This is a genomic window from Corynebacterium sp. KPL4015, from assembly GCF_040225725.1.
Classification (GTDB): domain Bacteria; phylum Actinomycetota; class Actinomycetes; order Mycobacteriales; family Mycobacteriaceae; genus Corynebacterium; species Corynebacterium rhinophilum.
In genome coordinates this window covers 35873-55379 of sequence record NZ_JBEHGF010000002.1, presented here as the reverse complement: position 1 = coordinate 55379, position 19507 = coordinate 35873, and the positions used below count along the sequence as shown (strand labels likewise).

17 protein-coding genes are annotated in these 19507 nt (G+C 61.0%); 1 reads left to right on the top strand and 16 read right to left on the bottom strand.

The window, feature by feature from the left end:
- Positions 1-20: 20 nt before the first annotated feature.
- Positions 21-1019, top strand: a complete 999-nt coding sequence (locus tag ABRP64_RS01110; RefSeq protein ID WP_349865116.1) for an HNH endonuclease signature motif containing protein — start codon at positions 21-23, stop codon at positions 1017-1019.
- A 277-nt stretch (positions 1020-1296) separates the two neighbouring features.
- On the opposite strand, the gene ABRP64_RS01105 is transcribed toward ABRP64_RS01110, so the two are convergent.
- The 16 genes from ABRP64_RS01105 to ABRP64_RS01030 form a co-directional block, all read right to left on the bottom strand.
- A complete protein-coding gene (locus ABRP64_RS01105; protein ID WP_284769522.1) occupies positions 1297-1503 on the bottom strand; it encodes a zinc-binding dehydrogenase in 207 nt (68 codons plus the stop codon).
- Between the two features lie 135 nt (positions 1504-1638).
- Entirely contained in the window at positions 1639-2835 is a 1197-nt protein-coding gene (locus ABRP64_RS01100; RefSeq protein WP_349865115.1) for a DivIVA domain-containing protein, read from the bottom strand.
- A gap of 208 nt (positions 2836-3043) precedes the next feature.
- Entirely contained in the window at positions 3044-3334 is a 291-nt protein-coding gene (locus ABRP64_RS01095; RefSeq protein ID WP_349865114.1) for a YggT family protein, read from the bottom strand.
- A 93-nt stretch (positions 3335-3427) separates the two neighbouring features.
- Positions 3428-3901 carry a cell division protein SepF gene (locus ABRP64_RS01090; RefSeq protein WP_239269925.1) on the bottom strand — a complete coding sequence of 158 codons (474 nt, stop codon included), beginning with the start codon at positions 3899-3901 and terminating at the stop codon, positions 3428-3430.
- A gap of 103 nt (positions 3902-4004) precedes the next feature.
- Positions 4005-4703: a YggS family pyridoxal phosphate-dependent enzyme gene (locus ABRP64_RS01085; protein WP_349865113.1), complete on the bottom strand. Its 699-nt coding sequence runs from the start codon at positions 4701-4703 to the stop codon at positions 4005-4007.
- Positions 4696-5433 carry a peptidoglycan editing factor PgeF gene (pgeF, locus tag ABRP64_RS01080; protein ID WP_349865112.1) on the bottom strand — a complete coding sequence of 246 codons (738 nt, stop codon included), beginning with the start codon at positions 5431-5433 and terminating at the stop codon, positions 4696-4698. The genes ABRP64_RS01085 and pgeF overlap by 8 nt, the downstream gene beginning before the upstream one ends.
- Positions 5434-5457: 24 nt before the next feature.
- Complete coding sequence (ftsZ, locus tag ABRP64_RS01075) at positions 5458-6807, bottom strand: cell division protein FtsZ (protein WP_284769518.1); 1350 nt, start codon at positions 6805-6807, stop codon at positions 5458-5460.
- Positions 6808-7117: 310 nt separating this feature from the next.
- A complete protein-coding gene (locus ABRP64_RS01070) occupies positions 7118-7789 on the bottom strand; it encodes a cell division protein FtsQ/DivIB (protein ID WP_349838866.1) in 672 nt (223 codons plus the stop codon).
- Positions 7789-9252, bottom strand: a complete 1464-nt coding sequence (gene murC / locus ABRP64_RS01065) for a UDP-N-acetylmuramate--L-alanine ligase (protein WP_284769516.1) — start codon at positions 9250-9252, stop codon at positions 7789-7791. The genes ABRP64_RS01070 and murC overlap by 1 nt, the downstream gene beginning before the upstream one ends.
- Entirely contained in the window at positions 9253-10362 is a 1110-nt protein-coding gene (gene murG, locus ABRP64_RS01060) for an undecaprenyldiphospho-muramoylpentapeptide beta-N-acetylglucosaminyltransferase (protein WP_284769515.1), read from the bottom strand.
- A 20-nt stretch (positions 10363-10382) separates the two neighbouring features.
- Complete coding sequence (locus ABRP64_RS01055; protein WP_284769514.1) at positions 10383-11786, bottom strand: FtsW/RodA/SpoVE family cell cycle protein; 1404 nt, start codon at positions 11784-11786, stop codon at positions 10383-10385.
- A 26-nt stretch (positions 11787-11812) separates the two neighbouring features.
- Positions 11813-13210 (bottom strand): UDP-N-acetylmuramoyl-L-alanine--D-glutamate ligase, encoded by a 1398-nt coding sequence (gene murD / locus ABRP64_RS01050; protein WP_349865111.1) that lies wholly within the window; start codon positions 13208-13210, stop codon positions 11813-11815.
- 39 nt (positions 13211-13249) lie between these two features.
- Entirely contained in the window at positions 13250-14362 is a 1113-nt protein-coding gene (gene mraY, locus ABRP64_RS01045; protein WP_005278411.1) for a phospho-N-acetylmuramoyl-pentapeptide-transferase, read from the bottom strand.
- Positions 14363-14392: 30 nt separating this feature from the next.
- A complete protein-coding gene (locus ABRP64_RS01040) occupies positions 14393-15922 on the bottom strand; it encodes a UDP-N-acetylmuramoyl-tripeptide--D-alanyl-D-alanine ligase (protein ID WP_284769512.1) in 1530 nt (509 codons plus the stop codon).
- Between the two features lie 2 nt (positions 15923-15924).
- The gene (locus ABRP64_RS01035) at positions 15925-17460 is read right to left on the bottom strand and encodes a UDP-N-acetylmuramoyl-L-alanyl-D-glutamate--2,6-diaminopimelate ligase (protein ID WP_349865110.1); all 1536 of its coding nucleotides are present in this window, start codon (positions 17458-17460) and stop codon (positions 15925-15927) included.
- Positions 17461-17469: 9 nt separating this feature from the next.
- Positions 17470-19338 (bottom strand): peptidoglycan D,D-transpeptidase FtsI family protein, encoded by a 1869-nt coding sequence (locus tag ABRP64_RS01030; RefSeq protein WP_349865171.1) that lies wholly within the window; start codon positions 19336-19338, stop codon positions 17470-17472.
- Positions 19339-19507: the final 169 nt, after the last annotated feature.

Sequence of the window (19507 nt, the reverse complement as noted above, 5' to 3'; positions counted from 1 at the left end):
GCGGCCATAGATTATGAAGCATGACCGCGCTCGAGAATTACTTAGCAGCTATGGCCCCGGGGATGGATATCGTCGCCGGGTGCACTGGCCTGTCTGAGGACGATCTGCGGGCGCATGGTGCGCCGGAGCACACGGCGCGGGAGCTTATCCTGCTCAAAGAGGCTTATTGCGGAAACACCAAATTCACCGGCCGGCGCCGGCGAGCCATGGACGGTGCCCGGCGCAATGGCCATTCCATCGTGGCGTTGTCCATCATCGAAAAGTATGCCCGCAAGATGCCCACGCTTTTCGATGCCTGGCTTCTCCGCGAGCAGCTCTGCACCACCAACGCCGGCACGACGGACCTAGAAAAACTGGCAAAATCCAAGCTACCTGCGAAAAAGAAGAAGGTTAAGCCTGGGGTGCGTATCATTCGCCGCAAGAACGCGCCGTGGACCCTGGCCATCGATGCGCGCTCCTCGCTCATTGCGGACCTGCATGCCGCGCTAAAAGAGAGCGGCAAGGAGCCGCTCGAGGCGGTGGAACAGACCTTTTTCGGCGACGGATCCGCCGTAAAGACCACGGTGATGACCAATGTCCTGGTCAACCTGGATGACTACGTGCGCATCATCAATGGCGATGGCGAAGAAATCCAGCTGCAGATGACCAACGGGGCAACTCTTACTGGCGCCGAGTACCTAGAGCGCGCCCTCAAGGAACGCGGGCTCATTACCCTCATTAGCCCCTTTGAAGGAGCGGTCAATCTATACCGCACGGAGCGCTTTGCCAATGCGAAACAACGCCTTATGGCCGCCGCAGAGAATCCCATCTGCCCGTGGCCGCGGTGCAATAAGCCCGCAGACGAATGCCAAATCCATCATTTGGAACCGTGGTTGCACGGTGGATTGACCAATATAGGTAACTTATCCACAGCCTGCGCCTACCACAACGGGGTCAACGACGATGATCCCAATGCCCCGCCACTGCGCGGACACCTGGTCCGCAGGAATGGGACCATCCGGTGGGAACCTCCGGATTAGGCAGGAGCATCTGAAAGCTCGTGGCGCATTCCCGGCGGGGGATCCGTTTGGGAATTCGACGCCGGATCCGAGGAAACCGTCATCCAATAAACCGCAGAAGTTGTGGGTGACACGATTGCTACTGAGGCTCGGGTCCCAGCCAGTTGAGGCGCCGGCGTGCGCCTACTTTGGCATGCCGTAATTGCGTGGAAATTCTTTCTGGCCGCTCACTTTGATCGACTCAACCAAGCCGCACCGAAAGTGAACGGACCTAGACAGATGTGAGCGGTGAAGAGCCTTAGTTCTGCTTCCATCCATGGGACAAGTCTTCTTCAAGGGCATTATTATCCGTTCGGTACTTGCGCGCCCAGTCGATGATAAACAAAACGATGCCAGAACCCGCTGCGATGAAGACGAGGTACAACGCCCAATCGGCGGTATTTAAGACATACGTCACCAAAGCCACGAAGGCCACGAGGGCGAGGACGAGGGCGGCAACGAGCATGGCAGTTCCTCTCAGGGGTTAAAAAGAAGCGATGGGAACAATCATAGCGGGGATAAAACCACAATAGCGCCCACTCCCCTAGAGGTGTGGGCGCTACGGGTAACTAATTTAGTTTAGTTACTGCCAACCAGCTACTTAGTTCTTGCCGGCATCGCCGTTTGGTGCGGCGGTTCCGCGGGTCTCGAGCTCTTCCAGCTGGGACTCGAGGAGGGTCTTCAAGCGGGTGCGGTACTCGCGCTCGAAGGTGCGCAGCTCGGAAATGCGTGCCTCCAAAGCGGTCTGCTGCTGCTTGACCGTGTTCATCACTTCGGTGTGCTTCTTCTCGGCATCGGCCTGCAGCGATGCGGCTTTCTCCTCTGCCTGGCGAATCTGGGCCTCGGCACGGGAGGAAGCATCGGACTCGGTCTGCTGAGCCTTCGACTCTGCCTCAGAAACCAGCTTCTTGGAGCGGGCTTCTGCATCCTGCACCTGAGCGTCGTACTTCTTCTGCGCCTCGGCAAGTTGTGCCTTGGAACGAGAGTCGGCATCGGAAAGCTGCTTTTCTGCAGCCGTGCGGGCCTCAGACAGCATGGACTCAGACTCGGCGCGAGCCTCAGAGGTCAGACGATCCGCCATCTCCTGGGCCAAGCCCAGCACGCGGGCTGCCTGCATGTGCGTATCCGGGGTAGCCAAGCCATCTGCGCCCTGTGCCGCACCAGCACCGGCAGCGGCCGCTGCGGCGCTGGAGGCAGCCGAGTTCGAGGAGCCAGCGGCAGACGCGGACTTCTTCAGGCTCTCGTTCTCGCGCTGGGAAGACTCCAGCTCCTTCTTAGCCTGCTTAGCCTCTGCACGAGCCTCCTCGGCTTCCTTCTTAGCCTTCGCAGCTTCGTCGCGAGCCGCCTTGAGCTCGGCGGTATTAGCGGCAGCGGTGGCACCAGCTGCTGGGGCATCGGCACCGCTTTCCTTTGCCTTTGCGGCCTCAGCCTGGGCGGCCTTGACCTGCTCCTGGGCCTTCTTGGTTTCTTCCTTAGCGCGAGAAACCTCGGACTTGGAATCTGCCAACTTGGTTTCATACTCAGCACGCAGCTTAGCCTCAATCTCCTTGCGCAGAGCTGCTTCATCTGCACCAGAGTTTGCGGCGGCTGCGGCACCAGCCCCTGCTCCGCCGGCCTTGGCCCCGGAGCTAAGATCGCTCACCTGCGCCTGCAGGTCTTCATTTTCATCCTGCAATTGGGCAAGGGCATCCTCAACGAGGTCGAGGAACTGATCTACCTCATCCTCGTTGTAGCCACGCTTGCCAATCGGCGGCTTGCTGAACGCGACGTTGTGTACATCAGCTGGTGACAGTGGCATGACTTGTCTTCCCCTTCGAGTTGATACAACCCCGGAGGTTCCAGGGCCTTAGGAGCTGCGGTTCCAGTTTATTTAAACCTTCCCCACAAAGTTATATGTAGTTCATGATACGGGTTATCGCATTTTATTGTAACCGAAAGTCCACAATAATGGACGTAACGCTGACTCTCAATGTCTACCACAGGTTACGGGGTGATGCGGGGTTGTCCTACAAGAAAATAAGCTGCAGGAAAAGCGTCAGGAACGACAGGATGAAAAACAGCACTAGGACGGAAACATCCAGCGCGATTCCGCCCATCTGCAGCGGAGGAATAACCCGACGCAGCGCTTTGACCGGTGGATCCGTGATGGCGAAGAGGGGTTCAGCGATGATCATGAACCAGCGCGGGGGGTTGAATTGCCGCGAGAAGGATTGGATCATCTCGATAATAATTCGGGCAATCAGTACCCATGTATAAACCCTCACCAAAAAGATGAGAATAATTCCAATTTCAGTCACGATTACTCAGCCTATCGAATAGTCCCCCGCACGTGCGCATTGCGCTCCGTACGGGGGTTATTGGGTGTGCGTCGTTGTGCTTGGGCCGCGCTCCTAGCGCAGGCCGGCGGCGCGCTCCAATTCAGGTTTGGCGATATCGGCGGACTTCGGCACGACGGCGAATACCTTGCGCTGGGTATCCATACCCTTCGACAGGTTGAGCATGCGGCCTTCTAGGCCGAAGCAAAGACCCGCTGCAAAGTCGATGAAGCGCTTAGCGGTGCCGCGCTCGGCATCGGTAAGTTCAAAAACCACTGCATCGCCATCGCGGAAGGGCTCACCCACCTTGGCGGCATCGTTGAACGAGGTCAGGGAGATTGCCACGATAGTCGGGACGAACTTTTCCTCGACGGGCGCCGGCGCCGGGGTTGGCTCATAAGCCTGCGGGGCGCGGCGCGGGGCGTAGGCCGCAGAAGTGGCCGCTCCGTTGCCCGCGTAACGCGGCTCGTCGTTGTAGTAGGCGTCGTCTTCTTCGAAATCCATCGGACCAAGCCCGAAGAAATTCTTCGTCCTATCAATGAATGACATTTTTGGGTCTCCCTCTGACCTAAATTTGTTCAAGTTCAAGCGCGCAAATGTGAATGATGTGACTCATGTGATTTACGCTGTGAAATGCGCTTTTGCGATATTTTTAACCTACTGGGCGCTTTCCCATGATGCTGGTTCCGACACGCACAATATCGGTGCCCGCAGCAATCGCCGCATCCATATCCGCGCTCATCCCGGCCGATAGTTTGAGCTGCCGGCCAAGGCGTTCGGAGAGGCGATCCACGTCCGCGCGCACTGTAGTAAACACCTCCCGCGCATCGGCATCAAGGGGAGGAACCACCAAAAGCCCTGCGAATTCTAGGTGCTCCGCCGCCTCAACGGCCTCAATCACCTCATCCAATTCCTCGCGGATTACTCCCCCGCGGGAGGTATCGCCATCGGCGGAGACCTGAATAAATACCGGAAGGTTAGTATCTCGCTCGCCGCGCTCGTGCGCGAGGCCCACACCACGGTCCAGCGCATTGGCCAGTTTCGCCGAATCTACCGAATGCACGCTAGTGGCCCACCGCGCGACGTGGTTGGCCTTCTTGGTTTGAATCTGGCCAATCATGTGAAAGCGCAGCTGGTCTAGTTTCTGCGCCTTTGCCCGGGCTTCTTGCTCGCGGTTTTCCGCTACATCCTCTACCCCAAGCTCCGCTAGAAGGGCGATATCCTCTGCGGGGTGAAACTTGGTCACGACCAATAACTGCGGTGCTGGGCGGTCATGCTCGGCGGCAATGGCTCTAATGTGTTCTTTTGTTGCGGCGAGATTATCTGCCAATTCTTGTTTCCGGTTACTCATGATTAGCCTCCAACCAAATCACACCGGCCTGGCGGCCAGTGGTTCCTTCGCGGCGATAAGAAAAGAAATCCGTGTCCTCAATGGTGCAGCGCGGATCAGAATCGATATTGGTAATGCCCAAGCCCATCAATTGACGGATCAGCCCCGCGCGCACGTCGATGCCCCACGTCCCTGTCGCGGTCTTACATTTCGAGCCGGGAAGGCGCCGTTCGACATCGTTGGCCATGTTTTCCGGCACCTCGTAGTTTTTCCCGGATGCGGCGGGTCCCATGACCACCTGGATTCGCTCCGGCTGAGCGCCAAGTTTCTGCATCTCGCGCACGGTATTGACCACGATGCCGTTGCGGGCACCGAGCCGGCCGGCGTGGACGGCGGCGATGACGCCGGCGGGGACATCGACAAGCAGCACGGGCGTGCAATCCGCGACGAGGACGCCAAGGCCAAGCCGGCGTTGCGTGGTCACAATCGCATCCGTTGCTGGCACTGGGGACTCTTGCGGGCCATCGATGACGGTGACCGTATTTGTATGGAGCTGTTCCATCCACACAATGTTTTCGAGCCCGATAACGCGCAAGAGGCGCTCGCGGTTAGCCGCCACGTTGGTGGGATCGTCGCCGACGTGGCCGCCAAGATTAAAAGACTCATATGGATATGCAGACGCCCCGCCTGCACGGCTGGTAAAAACCATGCGGACGGGGCGGCTGGTGCGATGTTCCTCGTTTACTGGCATGCACACCAGCGTAGCGGTTTGCGCTTAGCGCATGAAGGACGGCACATCGAGATCGTCGTCGCCATCATCATCGCGGCGCTGGCTTGGCCGGGACAGGCGGTAGTCTTCGCGACGCTCCTCGCGGAAACGATCGGAGTTGGTGAACAGGCCGCTAGACTCGCTGCGGCGCTCCTCGGGGCGGCGTTCTTCCACGCGGCGGTCGTCGTAGCGACGATCGTCTACGCGGCGCTCATCAGCGCGGCGATCCTCCACGCCACCCTGGCCGGCGCGTGGCTCATAGGAGTGGCGCGGTGCGTAGTCATCGGCCGCGGGCTGAGCAGGCGCCGGGGTGGCGGAGTTGCCGGACTCGCGGTCGCGGTTATCAAAGAGCGAACCGGGCTTGCGCTGCTCGGGAGCGCGCTGTGAAGATGCTGCCTGAGCGGCATTAGCCTCGGCATCGAAACCGGTGGCGATGATGGTGATGCGGATTTCATCGCCCAAGGTGTCATCAATGATGGTGCCGAAGATGAGGTTAACGTCTTCATCCGCGCGCTCTTCGACCATGGAGGCTGCGGAGTTGACCTCGTGCAGGCCCAGGTCGGAGCCGCCGGCGATGGACAGCAGCACGCCCTTGGCGCCTTCCATCGTGGATTCCAATAGCGGGGAGTTGATGGCCTGCTCGGCGGCGGTCATGGCGCGGTTATCGCCCCGTGCGGAGCCGATGCCCATCAGCGCGGAGCCGGCATCAGACATGACGGAGCGAACGTCAGCAAAGTCGACGTTGATCATGCCCGGGATGGTGATCAGGTTGGTAATACCCTGGACACCATTGTGGAGGACCTCATCGGCCGCGCGGAAGGCTTCCACGATGGAAAGCTCTTCCCCACCGAGCTGCATCAGGCGGTCATTAGGGATGACAATGAGGGTATCGCAGACCTCGCGCAGCTCCTCGATGCCGGCCATAGCCTGGCGGGTACGGCGCGCGCCCTCGAACTTGAAGGGGCGGGTGACAACGCCCACGGTCAGCGCGCCCATCTTCTTCGCAATGGAAGCTACAACGGGAGCGGCGCCCGTACCGGTGCCGCCACCCTCGCCGGCGGTAACGAATACCATATCGGAGCCCTGCAGGGCGTCCTCGATTTCGGACTTGTGGTCTTCCGCAGAGGTCTTGCCCACCTCAGGGTTGGCGCCTGCGCCCAATCCGCGGGTGGCTTCGCGGCCGATGTCGAGCTTGGTATCGGCATCGGAGAAAATCAGCGCCTGGGAGTCAGTGTTGATGGCGACGAATTGGACGCCCTTCAGGCCTTCTTCGATCATGCGGTTCACGGCGTTGACGCCGCCGCCGCCGACGCCGACGACCTTGATATCCGCGAGATTGTTGTTGGAAGAGATCATGTGAGCAGGTCTCACCTTTCGCTACTTTAAGTCTGCACGTGCATTAAACGAGGATTGTATGCGCTTCACCAGAGTGAATCGCGTTCCCCTCCATCTTTAACGACACACCTGTAATTTTCATGCTCATTTTACGCGTGTCGAGACTCTCAAGTACCACTTTAGGGTTGTTGGCCTGCGGTTTTGTCCGCCACTTCCGCACCATTGACACCACCCGAGAGAGAAAATAAAAGACCCTGCAGCGCATACGCTGGGGGCGCGGCGCGGCAGGGAATTTTTCGGGTCTATCTCAACCTCCACCGAGGTATCTACCCTATCCGCGGGTAGTGACCAGTTCAGGGTTAGAGATATTCCATTCTTGGCCCTCCATCTTCAGCACGGTGGCGAAGGCGCGAGCCTTATCATCGTTATTTTTATCGCTGGCACCCCAGAAAATGCGGCGATCATCCTTGGTAGTGAACTGCAAGGAATAGGAATCGGTGACTTCGAGGGTGGCGACGTGGTGGCGCACGTCATCAGACAGCGCGGCAATGGCAGCCACCGCGTCTTGGGCCTCGGAGGAGCCACTGTCGATGTCCCCGGTAAGTTCCACCGCACCTTCAGGAGGCTCTGCGGAGGTAAACTCCTCCCCCTTGTCATCGATGAGGAAAGTAGTGTCGTCTCGCTTTACGAAGGCGACGGGCTTGTGTTCCTGCACGGAGATAGTCAAGGTCGATGGCAGGTCACGCGAGACCGTCACCGAATCCGCCCAGTCCAAGCCGGCGACTCCACTGGCGGCCGCGTGCGCGTCCACCCGCAAGAGATTTTCGCCCTCGGGCACGCCTGCGGCCTCCTGCACCTGGGCGGCATCGAGTTGGTGCACGCCTTCTACCTCAAAATTTTTCACCTTAAAGATGGGCAGCGCCCACACCGCGATGGCCACCAGCAGCACGAGGGCAAGCAGGCCACCGACGATGCCGAAAATGAGTTTCTTCGACACCCGCACTAGTGGGCCCGCAATTCATCGAGGATTTCCGCGGCCACGAGGGTGATAGAACCGGCGCCAATGGTCAAGATGATATCGCCCGGCTGTGCGATGGAGACCACGTCCTTGGCCGCGGCGGAAAAGTCTGGCTCGAAGATAACCTCCATCTCTTCCGGCATCTTATTGGTAATAATGCGCGAGGTAATGCCTTCCACGGGTTGCTCGCGGGCGCCGTAGATATCGAGTACAACGGCGGCATCGGCAAGCGCAAGCGCCTGCGCAAACTCGGCGTCGAATTCCATGGTGCGCGAGTACAGGTGCGGTTGGAAACAGGCGATGACGCGGCCCCCATTGCCTTCGGCCGCGACCTTAGCGCGCGCGGCCCGCAGCACCGCGGCGACCTCGGTGGGATGGTGGGCATAATCGTCGAAGACGCGGACGCTACCGCCCTGCCAGTCCACGCTGCCCCGGTACTCAAAGCGGCGGCGCACGCCGCTGAAATCCGCGAGTCCCTCCGCGATGGTGCTGGGCTCGCCGCCCGAAAGCACGCCGGCGATAAGCGCCGCCATGGAGTTGAGCACCATATGGTGGCCTGGAATCTGCAGCTGGTAGCTCACGGATTCCTCCACGCCGGGCAGGGAAAGTTGCACCGTGCACGCCATGCCGGCTGCGGTGGTCTCCTCCGCAGTCAACGTTGCGGCAAGCGGCACAGAGGTAGTGCGCGCCTTCTCCGCGCCGCCATAGCCGATGACGTTAATGCCGCGGCTAAGTGCTTGCTCACCGATCTCGGCGGCATGCTCGTCCTCTGCGCACACAACGAGGTAACCGGTTTCCGGGGTGACCAAGTCCGCGAAGTCCGCAAAGACCTTGAAATAGGCGTCCGCGGAGTGGAAATAGTCAAGGTGGTCCGGCTCCGCGTTGGTAATGACGGCAATATCGGGGCTATAGCGCAAGAGCGAGGCATCGGACTCATCAGCCTCGGCAACAAAGGCCTCGCCAGTGCCACCGTGTGCATTGGTGCCGGCGCGATTGAGCTGACCGCCGATGGCAAAGGAGGGATCCAACCCCGCGTGCTGCATGGCGCTGACGGCCATCGAGGTTGTTGAGGTCTTGCCGTGCGTGCCCGCCAGCAGCACCTGGGTGTGGCCCTCCATCAGCGCGGCAAGCAGGTCCGAGCGACGAATGAGCGGAATATTATTCTCCCGCGCGGCGACGAGCTCTGGGTTATCCTGCGGAATCGCTGCGAAGGAGGTGACGACGGTGGTGGGCAGCTCGCCGGAAAGCTTGAGGTTTTCCGCAGCGTGGCCGATGGCTACCTTGGCGCCCATGGAACGCAATACCTCCACTGGGGTGGAGTCCTTCACATCGGAACCGGTAACCACGGCGCCGCGTGCGGCGAGGATGCGGGCCAGACCCGACATCCCAGAGCCGCCGATGCCAATGAGGTGGACGCGGCTGAGATCGTACTGTGCGGGATCGGTCATTTACTTATCCTTCTTTCCTGCCTGCAGTTCTGCGTCCTTCACGCGGGTGGCGATGCGATCAGCGATGATGTGCGCCGCATCCCCCGCTGTGGACTGGTCTGCGGCCCGCGTCATGGATTCCAGGCGCTCTGGGTTATCAAGGATGGCGCGGACCTCTTCGATAAGGCGCTCGGGATCCAACTCGGCATCGGGAATCTGCACCGCAGCGCCGGCTTCTACCATTTCGCGCGAGTTCAACGCTTGCTCGCCGTTGCCGTGCGGCAGCGGGACGTAGATGGCGGGAAGGCCCGCGGCGGTGACCTCAGCCACCGTCATCGCGCCCGAGCGGCACACCACAAGGTCCGCTGCAGCCAGCGCGCCGGCCATATCATCGATATACGGCAGAGCGGCGTAGTTCGGGTGCGGCTTGGGCGGTTCGTTTTTCTTGCCATAGGCGTGCAGGAGCTGGAAATCCTTAGTGAGGTCCTCCGCTGCGCCCGCCACAGCACCGTTGATGCTGGCTGCGCCCTGGGAGCCCCCGGTAATGAGGATGGTGGGCAGCTGCGCCAAATCCCACTTCGTGCGGGCATCCGCGGCGGTATTCCCGTCCTTATCCGCGGCAGCCGCGGCCAGGCTTGGGCGCACCGGGATGCCGATGACTTCGCCCTCCATGCCGGAATTGGCGTGGGCGTTGAGCCCAATGCCGCCGAGCTTGACGCCCAGCTTATTGGCCATGCCCGCCAGGGCATTGGTCTCGAGGACGTAAAAGGGAATGCCTAAGGTCTTCGCCGCTATATAGGCGGGCCCAGAGACGTAACCGCCAGTACCGAATACGACATCGGCCTCCACATCCTTTAAGACCTTCCGCGCCTGGCGGACAGAGCGTGCGAGCTTGACAGGCAGCTTGGCCAGGTTGGTGCTCACCTTGCGGGGAATCGGCACGGGGGTAATCAGGCGCAGGTCCACGCCGCGGGCGGGAATAATATCGCTTTCCAGCCCCTTTTCGGTCCCTAATGCGGTAATCCGAGCGCCGTAGCGCTCGCGTAAAGCTTCACCGACGGCAAGTGCGGGCTCAATATGTCCTGCAGTGCCGCCACCTGCAAGGACGACGGAAAATGGCGTGGAATTCATAGCCTAAAGGCTACCAGCGCCTACCGCCTCGGGCGGTGCTCGGCGCGCGGATACCTCCGCCCACTTCCGGTCACCGGCCGGCCGTAGCGCTCGTCGCGCACCCGCGGACGGGGCTCCTGCGGCTGAGCATGCCGGCCCCGCTTTTTCGGCTTCCTCGCCGTCGGCGCCTGCGGCTCACCAATGAAAAAGAGGCGATCAAACAGTGGGCGCCCAAAGTTCTGCATGGCAGAAATCTGCATCGGTTCGTGGCGCGCGACGTTGCACAAAATGCCCATCGAGCCAATCGTGATAATTGCCGCCGTACCACCCGCGGAAATCATCGGCAGCTGAATACCGGTCACCGGCAACAAGCCAACGACGTAGGCGATATTGATAAACGCCTGGGTCACCACGCCGATGGTCAGCGTCGCAGCCAGCAGGGATTGGTACTGGTTCTGCGCGCGGGTCGCCGTGCGCAGCCCCACATAGCCCAAGGCGGCGAAGAGGAAAATAACTAGTGCCCCGCCCCACAGGCCGAGCTCCTCGCCCACGATGGCGAAGATGAAGTCGTTCTTGGCTTCTGGCAGGTAGAACCACTTGGCGCGGGATTGGCCGAGGCCAACGCCCCAGAAGCCGCCATCGGCAAGCGAGAGAAAGCCCTGGTAAGACTGAAAGCCCGTGCCCTGGGTATCGGAGATATTGCCAAAGAGTGCATCGAAATAGGTGTGGAAACGGTGGGAGCGGAAGCCGCCGATGAGGAAAACGGCGACCAAGCCCAGCGCACAGAGAATGCCGATGATGATGGGCACGCGCCTGTTAACACCAGCGAAAAAGAGCGTGAAAACCACCACGAGGGCAAAGGACAAGGCCATGCCTAAGTCGCCCTGTCCCACAATGAGCAGGAACATCAAGCCCGCGATGAGCGAGTACATCATGAACGGGTCCGAGAGCTTGAGGGAATGGTGTTCCTTATCCGCCAAGACCGAGGCGCCGAACATTCCTACCGTGATGCGCGCCAGCTCGGAAGGCTGCAGGGAAATCGGGCCGATATAAATCCACGACTGGGAGCCGACCTCCTCGCGGCCGGTACCGACGCCCGGGATGAGCACCGCGATCAACAGCAAAATAGAAAGGGCCAAAAGCCACGGGATGAATTTGCGCAGCGTATGCGGGGAAACTTTCAGGCCGAGCCAGAATGCGCCCAAACCAATGATGACCATGGCGGTTTGCCGCAGCGCCTGGTTCCACACGCCACCATCTTCTGTCAGCGACGTAGCCATGGACGAGGAAAAGACCATAACCACGCCAATGCCAATGAGCGAGAAGATAATTAGGCGCAGCAGCTGATAATCCAGCCCGGCTTGTTGGCGGGCTTGTTCGCGCACATCACTAATGCGCTCGCGCAGGCTCTTTGCCCGGGGGCGCTGCGGGGAGGTGGCCGTCATGAAGTCTCCTAATTTTTTAAAAAGGTCTAATGCGCGCGGGCGATATCCCGCGCTGCCGCGGCAAAAAGGTCGCCACGTTGGGCCATTCCGGTGTACATATCCAACGATGCCGCAGCCGGCGCCAAGAGGACGGTATCGCCTGCCTCGGCGTGTTGCACGGCTGCGCGCACTGCAGCGTTCATCGCTGCCTCCGGGTCGGTAGCCTCGATGAGCTCAACCGGGGTTTGCGGGGCGCGGCGGGCCAGCGCTTTAGCAATAATGCTCTTGTCGATGCCCACCAGCACCGCCGCCTTCAACCGCGCGGCGTGAGTAGCGATGAGCTCATCCACATCCGCGCCCTTAAGCTGCCCGCCGGCGACCCAGACAACAGAATCGAATCCCTCTAGGGCAGCATCGGCCGCATGCGGGTTGGTGGCCTTGGAATTATCGATAAAGGAAATCCCGCCGTACTCGTGTACCACGGCGCCGCGGTGACCAGCCACCGCGTAGGCGGCCAGGCCCTCCTGAATGGCGGCGGGGCTGGCACCCGCCAACCGCGCCACGCTCGCGGCAGCCGCCGCGTCGAGGACACCTGCAAGGCCCGCCGGCTCGATTCCCTCGGCGGAGGCGAGATCTATGGCATCCTCTCCGTCCAGCCTGGAGACCAGGCGCCCGGCGCTCACCCCTACCTCACCGGCAACCGGTTCGCCGGCTGTAAAGCCGTACACGCCGTCGATTCCTTCGGCGTAGCTGCCCGCCGCGGCATCGTCCTTGCCCACCACGGCGCGAGTGCCGCGCAAGGCCTTGGCCTTGGCGCGGGCGTAGGCATCGAAGGACCCGTGCCAATCCAAGTGGTCTTCGGCCACGTTGAGCAGCACGCCGACATCGGGGCGCAGCTCGCTGGACCAGTGCAATTGGAAGGACGAAAGCTCGGCGCACAGCACGTCTACCCGCGGGGTGGCGGTCAGGGCATCAAAAAGCGAGACCCCAATATTGCCCACGGCTTGTGCGCGTAGCCCGCTGCGGGCGGTATCGGCCTGCATGATCTGGGTCAGCATTCCCGTGGTAGTGGTCTTGCCATTCGTGCCGGTGACTACGAGCCAGGTGCGAGGTGAGCCGAAAACCTCGGCGCGGTCGAGACGGTAGGCCAGCTCGACGTCGCCGATGACCTCCACGCCTGCGGCCTGGAAGGAGTCTAAGAGGGCGGAATCGGGCCGCCATCCCGGCGAGGTCACCACCAGGTCATACTCACCCGGTGCTGGAGCGTCGGTCGATACGGTCGCTACGCCGAACTCTTCTGCCAAGGCCGCTAAGGCCGCTGCGTTGGAATCGGCGACGGTGGTATCTACGCCTAGGCGCGCGAGCATCGCCACGCACCCACGGCCAGAGACGCCGGCTCCTGCGACGAGGACGCGCCCGCGCAGAAAAGGTGGTAGCTCAGCCATGATGAGTGCCTCAATCCTTAAGTATCTAGTGCCAAAACTTTATTGCAGGTTTCCAAAGCTGACTGCAGAGAGCCAATCGCCGTAGAAGATGCAGATGCCCGCCATTGCGGCCATTGCGCTTAAAAGCCAGAAGCGCGTGACAACCGCGGTTTCGGCCCAGCCGCCGTTTTCAAAGTGGTGGTGGATGGGCGCCATTCGGAAAAAGCGCTTGCCCGTCGTGCGGAAGACCACGATCTGGATGACTACGGAGACCGTCTCGATGACGAAGATGGCGCCGATGATGATCATCAGCAGCTCGGTGCGGGTGGTCACAGACAGGCCGGCGACGAGGCCACCGAGCGCGAGCGAACCGGTATCGCCCATGAAGATTTTCGCCGGTGCGGCATTCCACCACAGGAAGCCGAGGCAACCGCCTAGGCCCGCCGCTGCGAGAACCGCGAGGTCAAGAGGATCGCGGACCTCGTAGCAGCCGGCGGCCGGGGAAATCGAGCACGAGTTGCGGAACTGCCAGAAGCTAATGAGCGTGTAGGCACCCATCACCATCGCCGTGGTACCGGCGGCGAGGCCGTCGAGGCCATCGGTCAGGTTGACCGCATTCGACCACGCGGCGATGAGCAGGTACAAAAAGACCAAGAAGATGATCGTGCCAATAACGGCGCCGCCGACGGCAATATCGAAGGTGTCGAAGTCGCGGACGAAGGACAGGTTGGTCGAGGCCGGGGTCAGCCCATTGGCATCCGGGAATTGTAGGGCGAGGATGCCGAAGATGAGCGCGATGGCCAGCTGTCCTACCAGCTTCGCTGTTTTATTAAGGCCGAGGTTGCGCTTTTTAAACAGCTTGATGAAGTCATCAGCAAAACCCAGTCCGCCGAGTCCCATGGTCAAGAAGTAGACCAATAACCCCGAGGGGCTAAATCCACCGTTGCCTGTCGCGCGGGCATAAATTCCCACGATGAGGTAGGCCACGGTGATGGCCAGCAGGATCGCCAGTCCGCCCATCGTCGGGGTGCCCCGCTTGCGCAGGTGGAGCTGCGGGCCGTCTTCGCGGATTTCTTGGCCTTTTCCGACGCCAGAAAAATACCGAACCAAAACTGGGGTGGTAAAAATCGCGACGAGGAAACTAACGACGCCCGCGATAATGATCTGAGTCATTGCTAGAGATCTTTCTCCTTGAGATAGGGACTATCGGCGATTGAGCTGTTCTGCCACGCGCCACAGGCGCTGGGCATTCGAGGATTTCACGAGGACGACGTCCTTGGCCGTGCGCGCGAACCAATCCTCCACCCCAGCAGGGGCTACCCGCAAGATATTGTCCACGGCCGCCGTCGCGGCCTCAATATCGGGGCAAAGTTCAGTCTGGATGCCGTGCGCGTGCGCGGCCTCCGCCATGGCTACGGTATGGGCTCCTTCTCCTACCGCGACGAGGTGATCCACATGGTACTTCGAGAGCACCGATCCAAGAATGCGGTGGGCTTCGACGGCCTCGCCGCCGAGCTCGCCCATCTCACCGAGCACCGCGATGGAGCGGGCATCGGGACGGGCCGCGGAGGTATAGGCCAAGGCGGCAATCGCCGCGTGCATCGAATCCGGGTTGGCATTATAGGAGTCATCGATGACGGTGACGCCATCGCGGCGGGTGCGCACGTCCATACGGTGCGCCGAACTCGTCTGGTGTCCGCTGAGCGCACGCGCGACAACCGTGGGTTCCACGCCCGATTCGATGGCCGCTGCGGCCGCAGCCAGGGCGTTGGAGACCTGGTGCTTTCCAAAGACCTGCAGTTTAATCTCCATCGGCGCGACGCCAGGGGCGTGGAAGGTAAAGGACGGGCGGGCGACATCGTCAAGCTCAATGTCTGTGGCATAGTACTGCGCATCCGCGGCTTGCGGTCGATTGGCGGAATAAAATACCACCTTGGCCTGCGTGCGCGGTGCCATAGAAGCCACGAAGGGATCGTCCGCATTCAGCACCGCTACCCCGCCGTCTGCCGCGGCGGGCAGGGCCTCAATGAGCTCGCCCTTGGCCTGGGCGATATTTTCGCGCGAGCCAAACTCCCCCAGGTGGGCGGTGCCCACGTTGAGCACCACGCCCACCGTAGGGGCCGTGATCTCGGTCAAGTGGCGAATATGGCCAATCCCGCGCGCGGACATCTCCGCCACGAGGAAACGCGTATGCTCATCGCAGCGCAGGGCGGTATAAGGAAGGCCCACCTCGTTATTGAAAGAGCCGGGCGGGGCGACGGTTTCGCCCTCGGCGCGGAAGATGGTGGCCAGCAGATCCTTGGTAGAGGTCTTGCCCGCGGAGCCGGTAACGCCGACAATATCCAGGCCTTGCTCTGCGGCGAGGCGGGAGGTCACCTCGCGTGCGAGATCGGATAATGCCCCGATCACAGCCGCGGCGGAACCATCCTCATCATTGGCATAAATATCCGCATTCGCGGAATCACCAGTCACGCGGCCTTGGGGCTTGACGATGACCGCCGGTACCCCCACCGGCCGAGCGGCCAGCACGGCCACGGCGCCTTGTTCTATGGCTTTTTCAGCAAAATCATGGCCATCGACGCGGGCACCCGGCAGGGCTACGAACAAGCTGCCGCTGGTGACCTTGCGCGAGTCAAACTCCACGAAACCGGTCACGCGTTCATCGGGATCATCAACGCTATCCAGGCTACCGCCGGTTATCGCGGCGATATCTCCAATAGAAAGTGGAATCATTACTACTCCTTCGTATCCCTAAGAGTATCGCGATGCGCCGTTCCTGCCAGCTTTTCCTCAATGGCGCGCGCCATTTCCTCTCGGTCATCAAAGTGCAGGGTGCGCTCGCCCACAAGCTGGCCTACCTCGTGGCCCTTGCCGACGACGATGATGGCATCGCCCGGCTGCGCCCAATCCACGACTTCATCAATGGCGCGTGCGCGCGAGCCCTGCTCTCGGATATCGGCGTCCGGCGCAGCTTCCCGGGCGCCCTGGATAACCGCCGCGCGGATTGCGGCGGGGTCTTCGGTGCGCGGGTTATCATCGGTGACCACCGTGAGATCCGCCCGGGTGGCCGCAGCCTCTCCCATAATCGGGCGCTTGGTGCTATCGCGGTCACCGCCGGCGCCGACGACGACACCCACTCGCCCGGAGGTGCCCTCCAATTGCAGGCGCAGGGTATCGAGCACTGCAGCAATGGCTGCGGGCTTGTGGGCATAATCCACTACGGCCACGAAGTCCTGACCGCGGTCGATCCTTTCCATGCGGCCCGGAACGGCGACGTTTTCCACGCCGGTCAAAAAGACCTGCGGGTCTTCGCCCACCGCAGTAGCCATCCCTAGGGCGAGCGCGGCGTTGGAGATATTGAATTCGCCGGGCAGCGGTAGCCGGAAGGAATAGTCGGTGCCATCTAGGTTGAGGTCAACCTCCTGTGCACCGGTAGCCTCGGTGGCCGTCTGCTGGGCGGAGATCGTGGCATCGCCTGCGCGCGTAGCCACCGTCGTAACCGGGGTATCCGCGTCTTCTACCATTCCGTGCAGACGCTCACCCCACTCATCATCAACGCAGATGACCGCGCGCTCGGCGGCCTGCTCACCTAGGAATAGCCGGGACTTGGCCGAAAAGTACTCCTCCATCGTGGGATGGAAATCCAGGTGGTCCTGGCTGAGGTTGCTGAACCCAGCCACGGCAAAGTTGGTGCCGCGCACGCGGCCGAGCTCCAAAGCGTGGGAGGACACCTCCATGACTACGTGGGTAACACCCTCGTCCTTCATGCGGGCGAAAAGCTCTTGCAGCCGTGGGGCTTCCGGCGTGGTCAAGGAGGTGGGCACCGGCGTGCGATTGATGCGGGTGCCGGTCGTGCCGATAAGGCCTACGGAGTGGCCAGCCTGCAAGAGACCAGCCTCCAACAAGTAACTAGTCGTCGTCTTGCCGGACGTGCCGGTAATCCCCAAGACCGTAAGATCGCGAGTGGGGTGCCCATAGATTTCTGCGGCGATGGGGCCTAAGACGGAGCGGATATCGTCTACCACGATGATCGGCCGAGTCTCGTTGGCCTGGCGGAGGTGGTCGAGCCCGGGGGCATCGGTAAGCACCGCGCCCGCCTTGGTATCCCCGACGAACTGCGCGCCGTGCACGCGCGTGCCCGGAAGGGCGGCAAATAATGCGCCTTCGGGAAGGCTGGTGGAATCCAATCCGCACGCGCTGACCTCAACGGTGCCATCACCGATGACGCGTCCGTGCGAAAGCTGCGCAAGTTTTTCTAAGGAAACAGACATTTCAAGCTCCTATTGTTCCCGCAGGGTCATCCGCGGCGCTGGTGTCGAGGTCGGAATATTGTCGCGATTGAGCAGCCAGGAAGAAATATCCCGGAAGATGGGGGCCGCGGACTGGCCGCCACCACCATTGTCTTCCACGCCGGACTTAGGCTCATCGAGCATGACTGCGACGACGAAACGTGGGTCATCGGCAGGCGCAATGCCCGCGAAGGTAATCCAGTACGCGGAATTAGAATACGCCCCGGAATTCGGGTCCACCTTCTGCGCGGTACCGGTCTTGCCGGAGAGCTGGTAGCCATCCAATTGGGCATTAGCGGCCGTACCGTTTTGCACCCCGGCATCGTCATCTTGGAAGACGGCGCGGAACATATCCACCGTAGTTTTGGCGGTTTCCTTGTCTACTACCTGGGTCTTCTTTGGCTCGGGCAGCTTTTCCGTTTCGCCATCGGGGTCTTTGATCTCGTCGATGATGCGCGGTTCGATGCGCTCGCCGCCATTGGCCAACGCTTGGTACACGCTAGCCATCTGCAGCGTCGTCCACGCCTGACCTTGGCCGATGGGCAAGTTGGCAAAGGTGCCGCCTGACCACTGCTCTTGGTCTGGCACCGTGCCGGCGGATTCATTCGGCAGCTCAATGCCCGTGTTAGCGCCCAAACCAAACTTCTTCAGGTACTCCGCATATTTCTCAGGCCCGAGCTTATCCGCGATCATCAAGGTGCCCACGTTGGAGGACTTACCAAAGATGCCGGTGGTGGTATACGGCTCGGTGCCGTGAGTCCAGGCATCGTTGACGGTCACGCCAGCCATGTCGATGGAGCTCGGAACCTGGTGCACCTCGTCCGGAGTAGTGATACCCTCCTGCAATGCGGCTGCCGCCGTCACTATCTTGGCAACGGATCCCGGCTCATAGGGGTGGGAGATGCTGCGGTTCTCAAAGTCCTTGCCCTCTTTGAGCTGGTCTTCGATATTCTTATTCGGGTCCACCGTATCGGTATTAGCCATGGCGAGCACCTGGCCCGTCGCGGCATCAAGCACTACAGCCTCGGCACCCTCCGCCTGCGAATTGGCCTTAGCCTTTTCCAGATTTTGCTGGACGTAAGTCTGCAGATCCAAATCGAGGGTGAGGGTGACGTCGCGGCCGTCAACGGCATCCACGACATCGCGCAGGGTGCCGGGGATAACCTGCCCATCGGTGGAGACATCCTCCGTTGACTGCCCATCAATGCCGGTCAGCTCGGTATCACGGGCTGCCTCAAAGCCAAATTGGCCGTGGCCATCCATCGAGACCTTGCCCACGACGTTTTCTGCAATCGCCCCATTCGGGTACTGGCGGATATCCTGCCGGTCCGCCGCCACACCGTGGTACTTATTGGAAATCTCTACGGCAACATCTGGGTCCACATTGCGGACCAAGACCTCGTACTGCGTATCGGCTTTGAGCTTGTTTTTAATATCGTCCGCATCCACCTTGGAGGCAGAGGCACCCGAATCCTCAATCATCTTCGGAATGCCCTCAGACATCTCCTTGAGTTTGTCCTCCATTTGTTTGGTGAGGTACTCCTCTTTTTTGTTGTCATCCATGCCCTCGAGTTTCCCCTCGGACGTGGCTTCCATTTTCGCCTGCTCTTTCAGTTCATCGCGCAGGCGCGTGGGAGAGACAGTCAAGGAACGAGACTTCATCGTATAGGCCAAACGCTGACCATCTCGGTCCAAGATCTCTCCCCTGCGGGCGGGGTCGATGTAGACGCGTTCGCGCTGGGTAACAGCCTTCGCCGCAAGGTCTGGACCCCAGACCAATTGCACCCAAGCAAGGCGGCCGCCCAAAGCGACGGTGGCGACGACGACACAGGTCAAAATGATGCGCAGGCGCTGGCGCATGATCGCTTTTTGGGGCACAACAGAGCTAGCAGCGCGGCGCGGCCGCGGACGGTGTCCACGGTTGCCACCATTATTCGGTGCAGTCACGGTGTTCAGTCACCTTCCCTTCGCCGCCACAGGTTCTTGCGTGTATCGATTGTGCCCTACAAGATGGGCAGTGCCCGCGCTA

Excerpts from the sequence above, each read along its gene's own strand:
- mraY (WP_005278411.1), bottom strand. The coding sequence starts at position 14,362 with ATGACTCAGATCATTATCGCGGGCGTCGTTAGTTTCCTCGTCGCGATT.
- murD (WP_349865111.1), bottom strand. The coding sequence starts at position 13,210 with ATGGCTGAGCTACCACCTTTTCTGCGCGGGCGCGTCCTCGTCGCAGGA.
- ABRP64_RS01040 (WP_284769512.1), bottom strand. The coding sequence starts at position 15,922 with ATGATTCCACTTTCTATTGGAGATATCGCCGCGATAACCGGCGGTAGC.
- murG (WP_284769515.1), bottom strand. The coding sequence starts at position 10,362 with ATGAATTCCACGCCATTTTCCGTCGTCCTTGCAGGTGGCGGCACTGCA.
- ABRP64_RS01030 (WP_349865171.1), bottom strand. The coding sequence starts at position 19,338 with ATGCGCCAGCGCCTGCGCATCATTTTGACCTGTGTCGTCGTCGCCACC.
- ABRP64_RS01110 (WP_349865116.1), top strand. The coding sequence starts at position 21 with ATGACCGCGCTCGAGAATTACTTAGCAGCTATGGCCCCGGGGATGGAT.
- pgeF (WP_349865112.1), bottom strand. The coding sequence starts at position 5,433 with ATGCCAGTAAACGAGGAACATCGCACCAGCCGCCCCGTCCGCATGGTT.
- ftsZ (WP_284769518.1), bottom strand. The coding sequence starts at position 6,807 with ATGATCTCTTCCAACAACAATCTCGCGGATATCAAGGTCGTCGGCGTC.
- ABRP64_RS01055 (WP_284769514.1), bottom strand. The coding sequence starts at position 11,786 with ATGACGGCCACCTCCCCGCAGCGCCCCCGGGCAAAGAGCCTGCGCGAG.
- ABRP64_RS01035 (WP_349865110.1), bottom strand. The coding sequence starts at position 17,460 with ATGTCTGTTTCCTTAGAAAAACTTGCGCAGCTTTCGCACGGACGCGTC.
- ABRP64_RS01085 (WP_349865113.1), bottom strand. The coding sequence starts at position 4,703 with ATGAGTAACCGGAAACAAGAATTGGCAGATAATCTCGCCGCAACAAAA.
- ABRP64_RS01090 (WP_239269925.1), bottom strand. The coding sequence starts at position 3,901 with ATGTCATTCATTGATAGGACGAAGAATTTCTTCGGGCTTGGTCCGATG.
- ABRP64_RS01105 (WP_284769522.1), bottom strand. The coding sequence starts at position 1,503 with ATGCTCGTTGCCGCCCTCGTCCTCGCCCTCGTGGCCTTCGTGGCTTTG.
- ABRP64_RS01100 (WP_349865115.1), bottom strand. The coding sequence starts at position 2,835 with ATGCCACTGTCACCAGCTGATGTACACAACGTCGCGTTCAGCAAGCCG.
- murC (WP_284769516.1), bottom strand. The coding sequence starts at position 9,252 with ATGACCGATCCCGCACAGTACGATCTCAGCCGCGTCCACCTCATTGGC.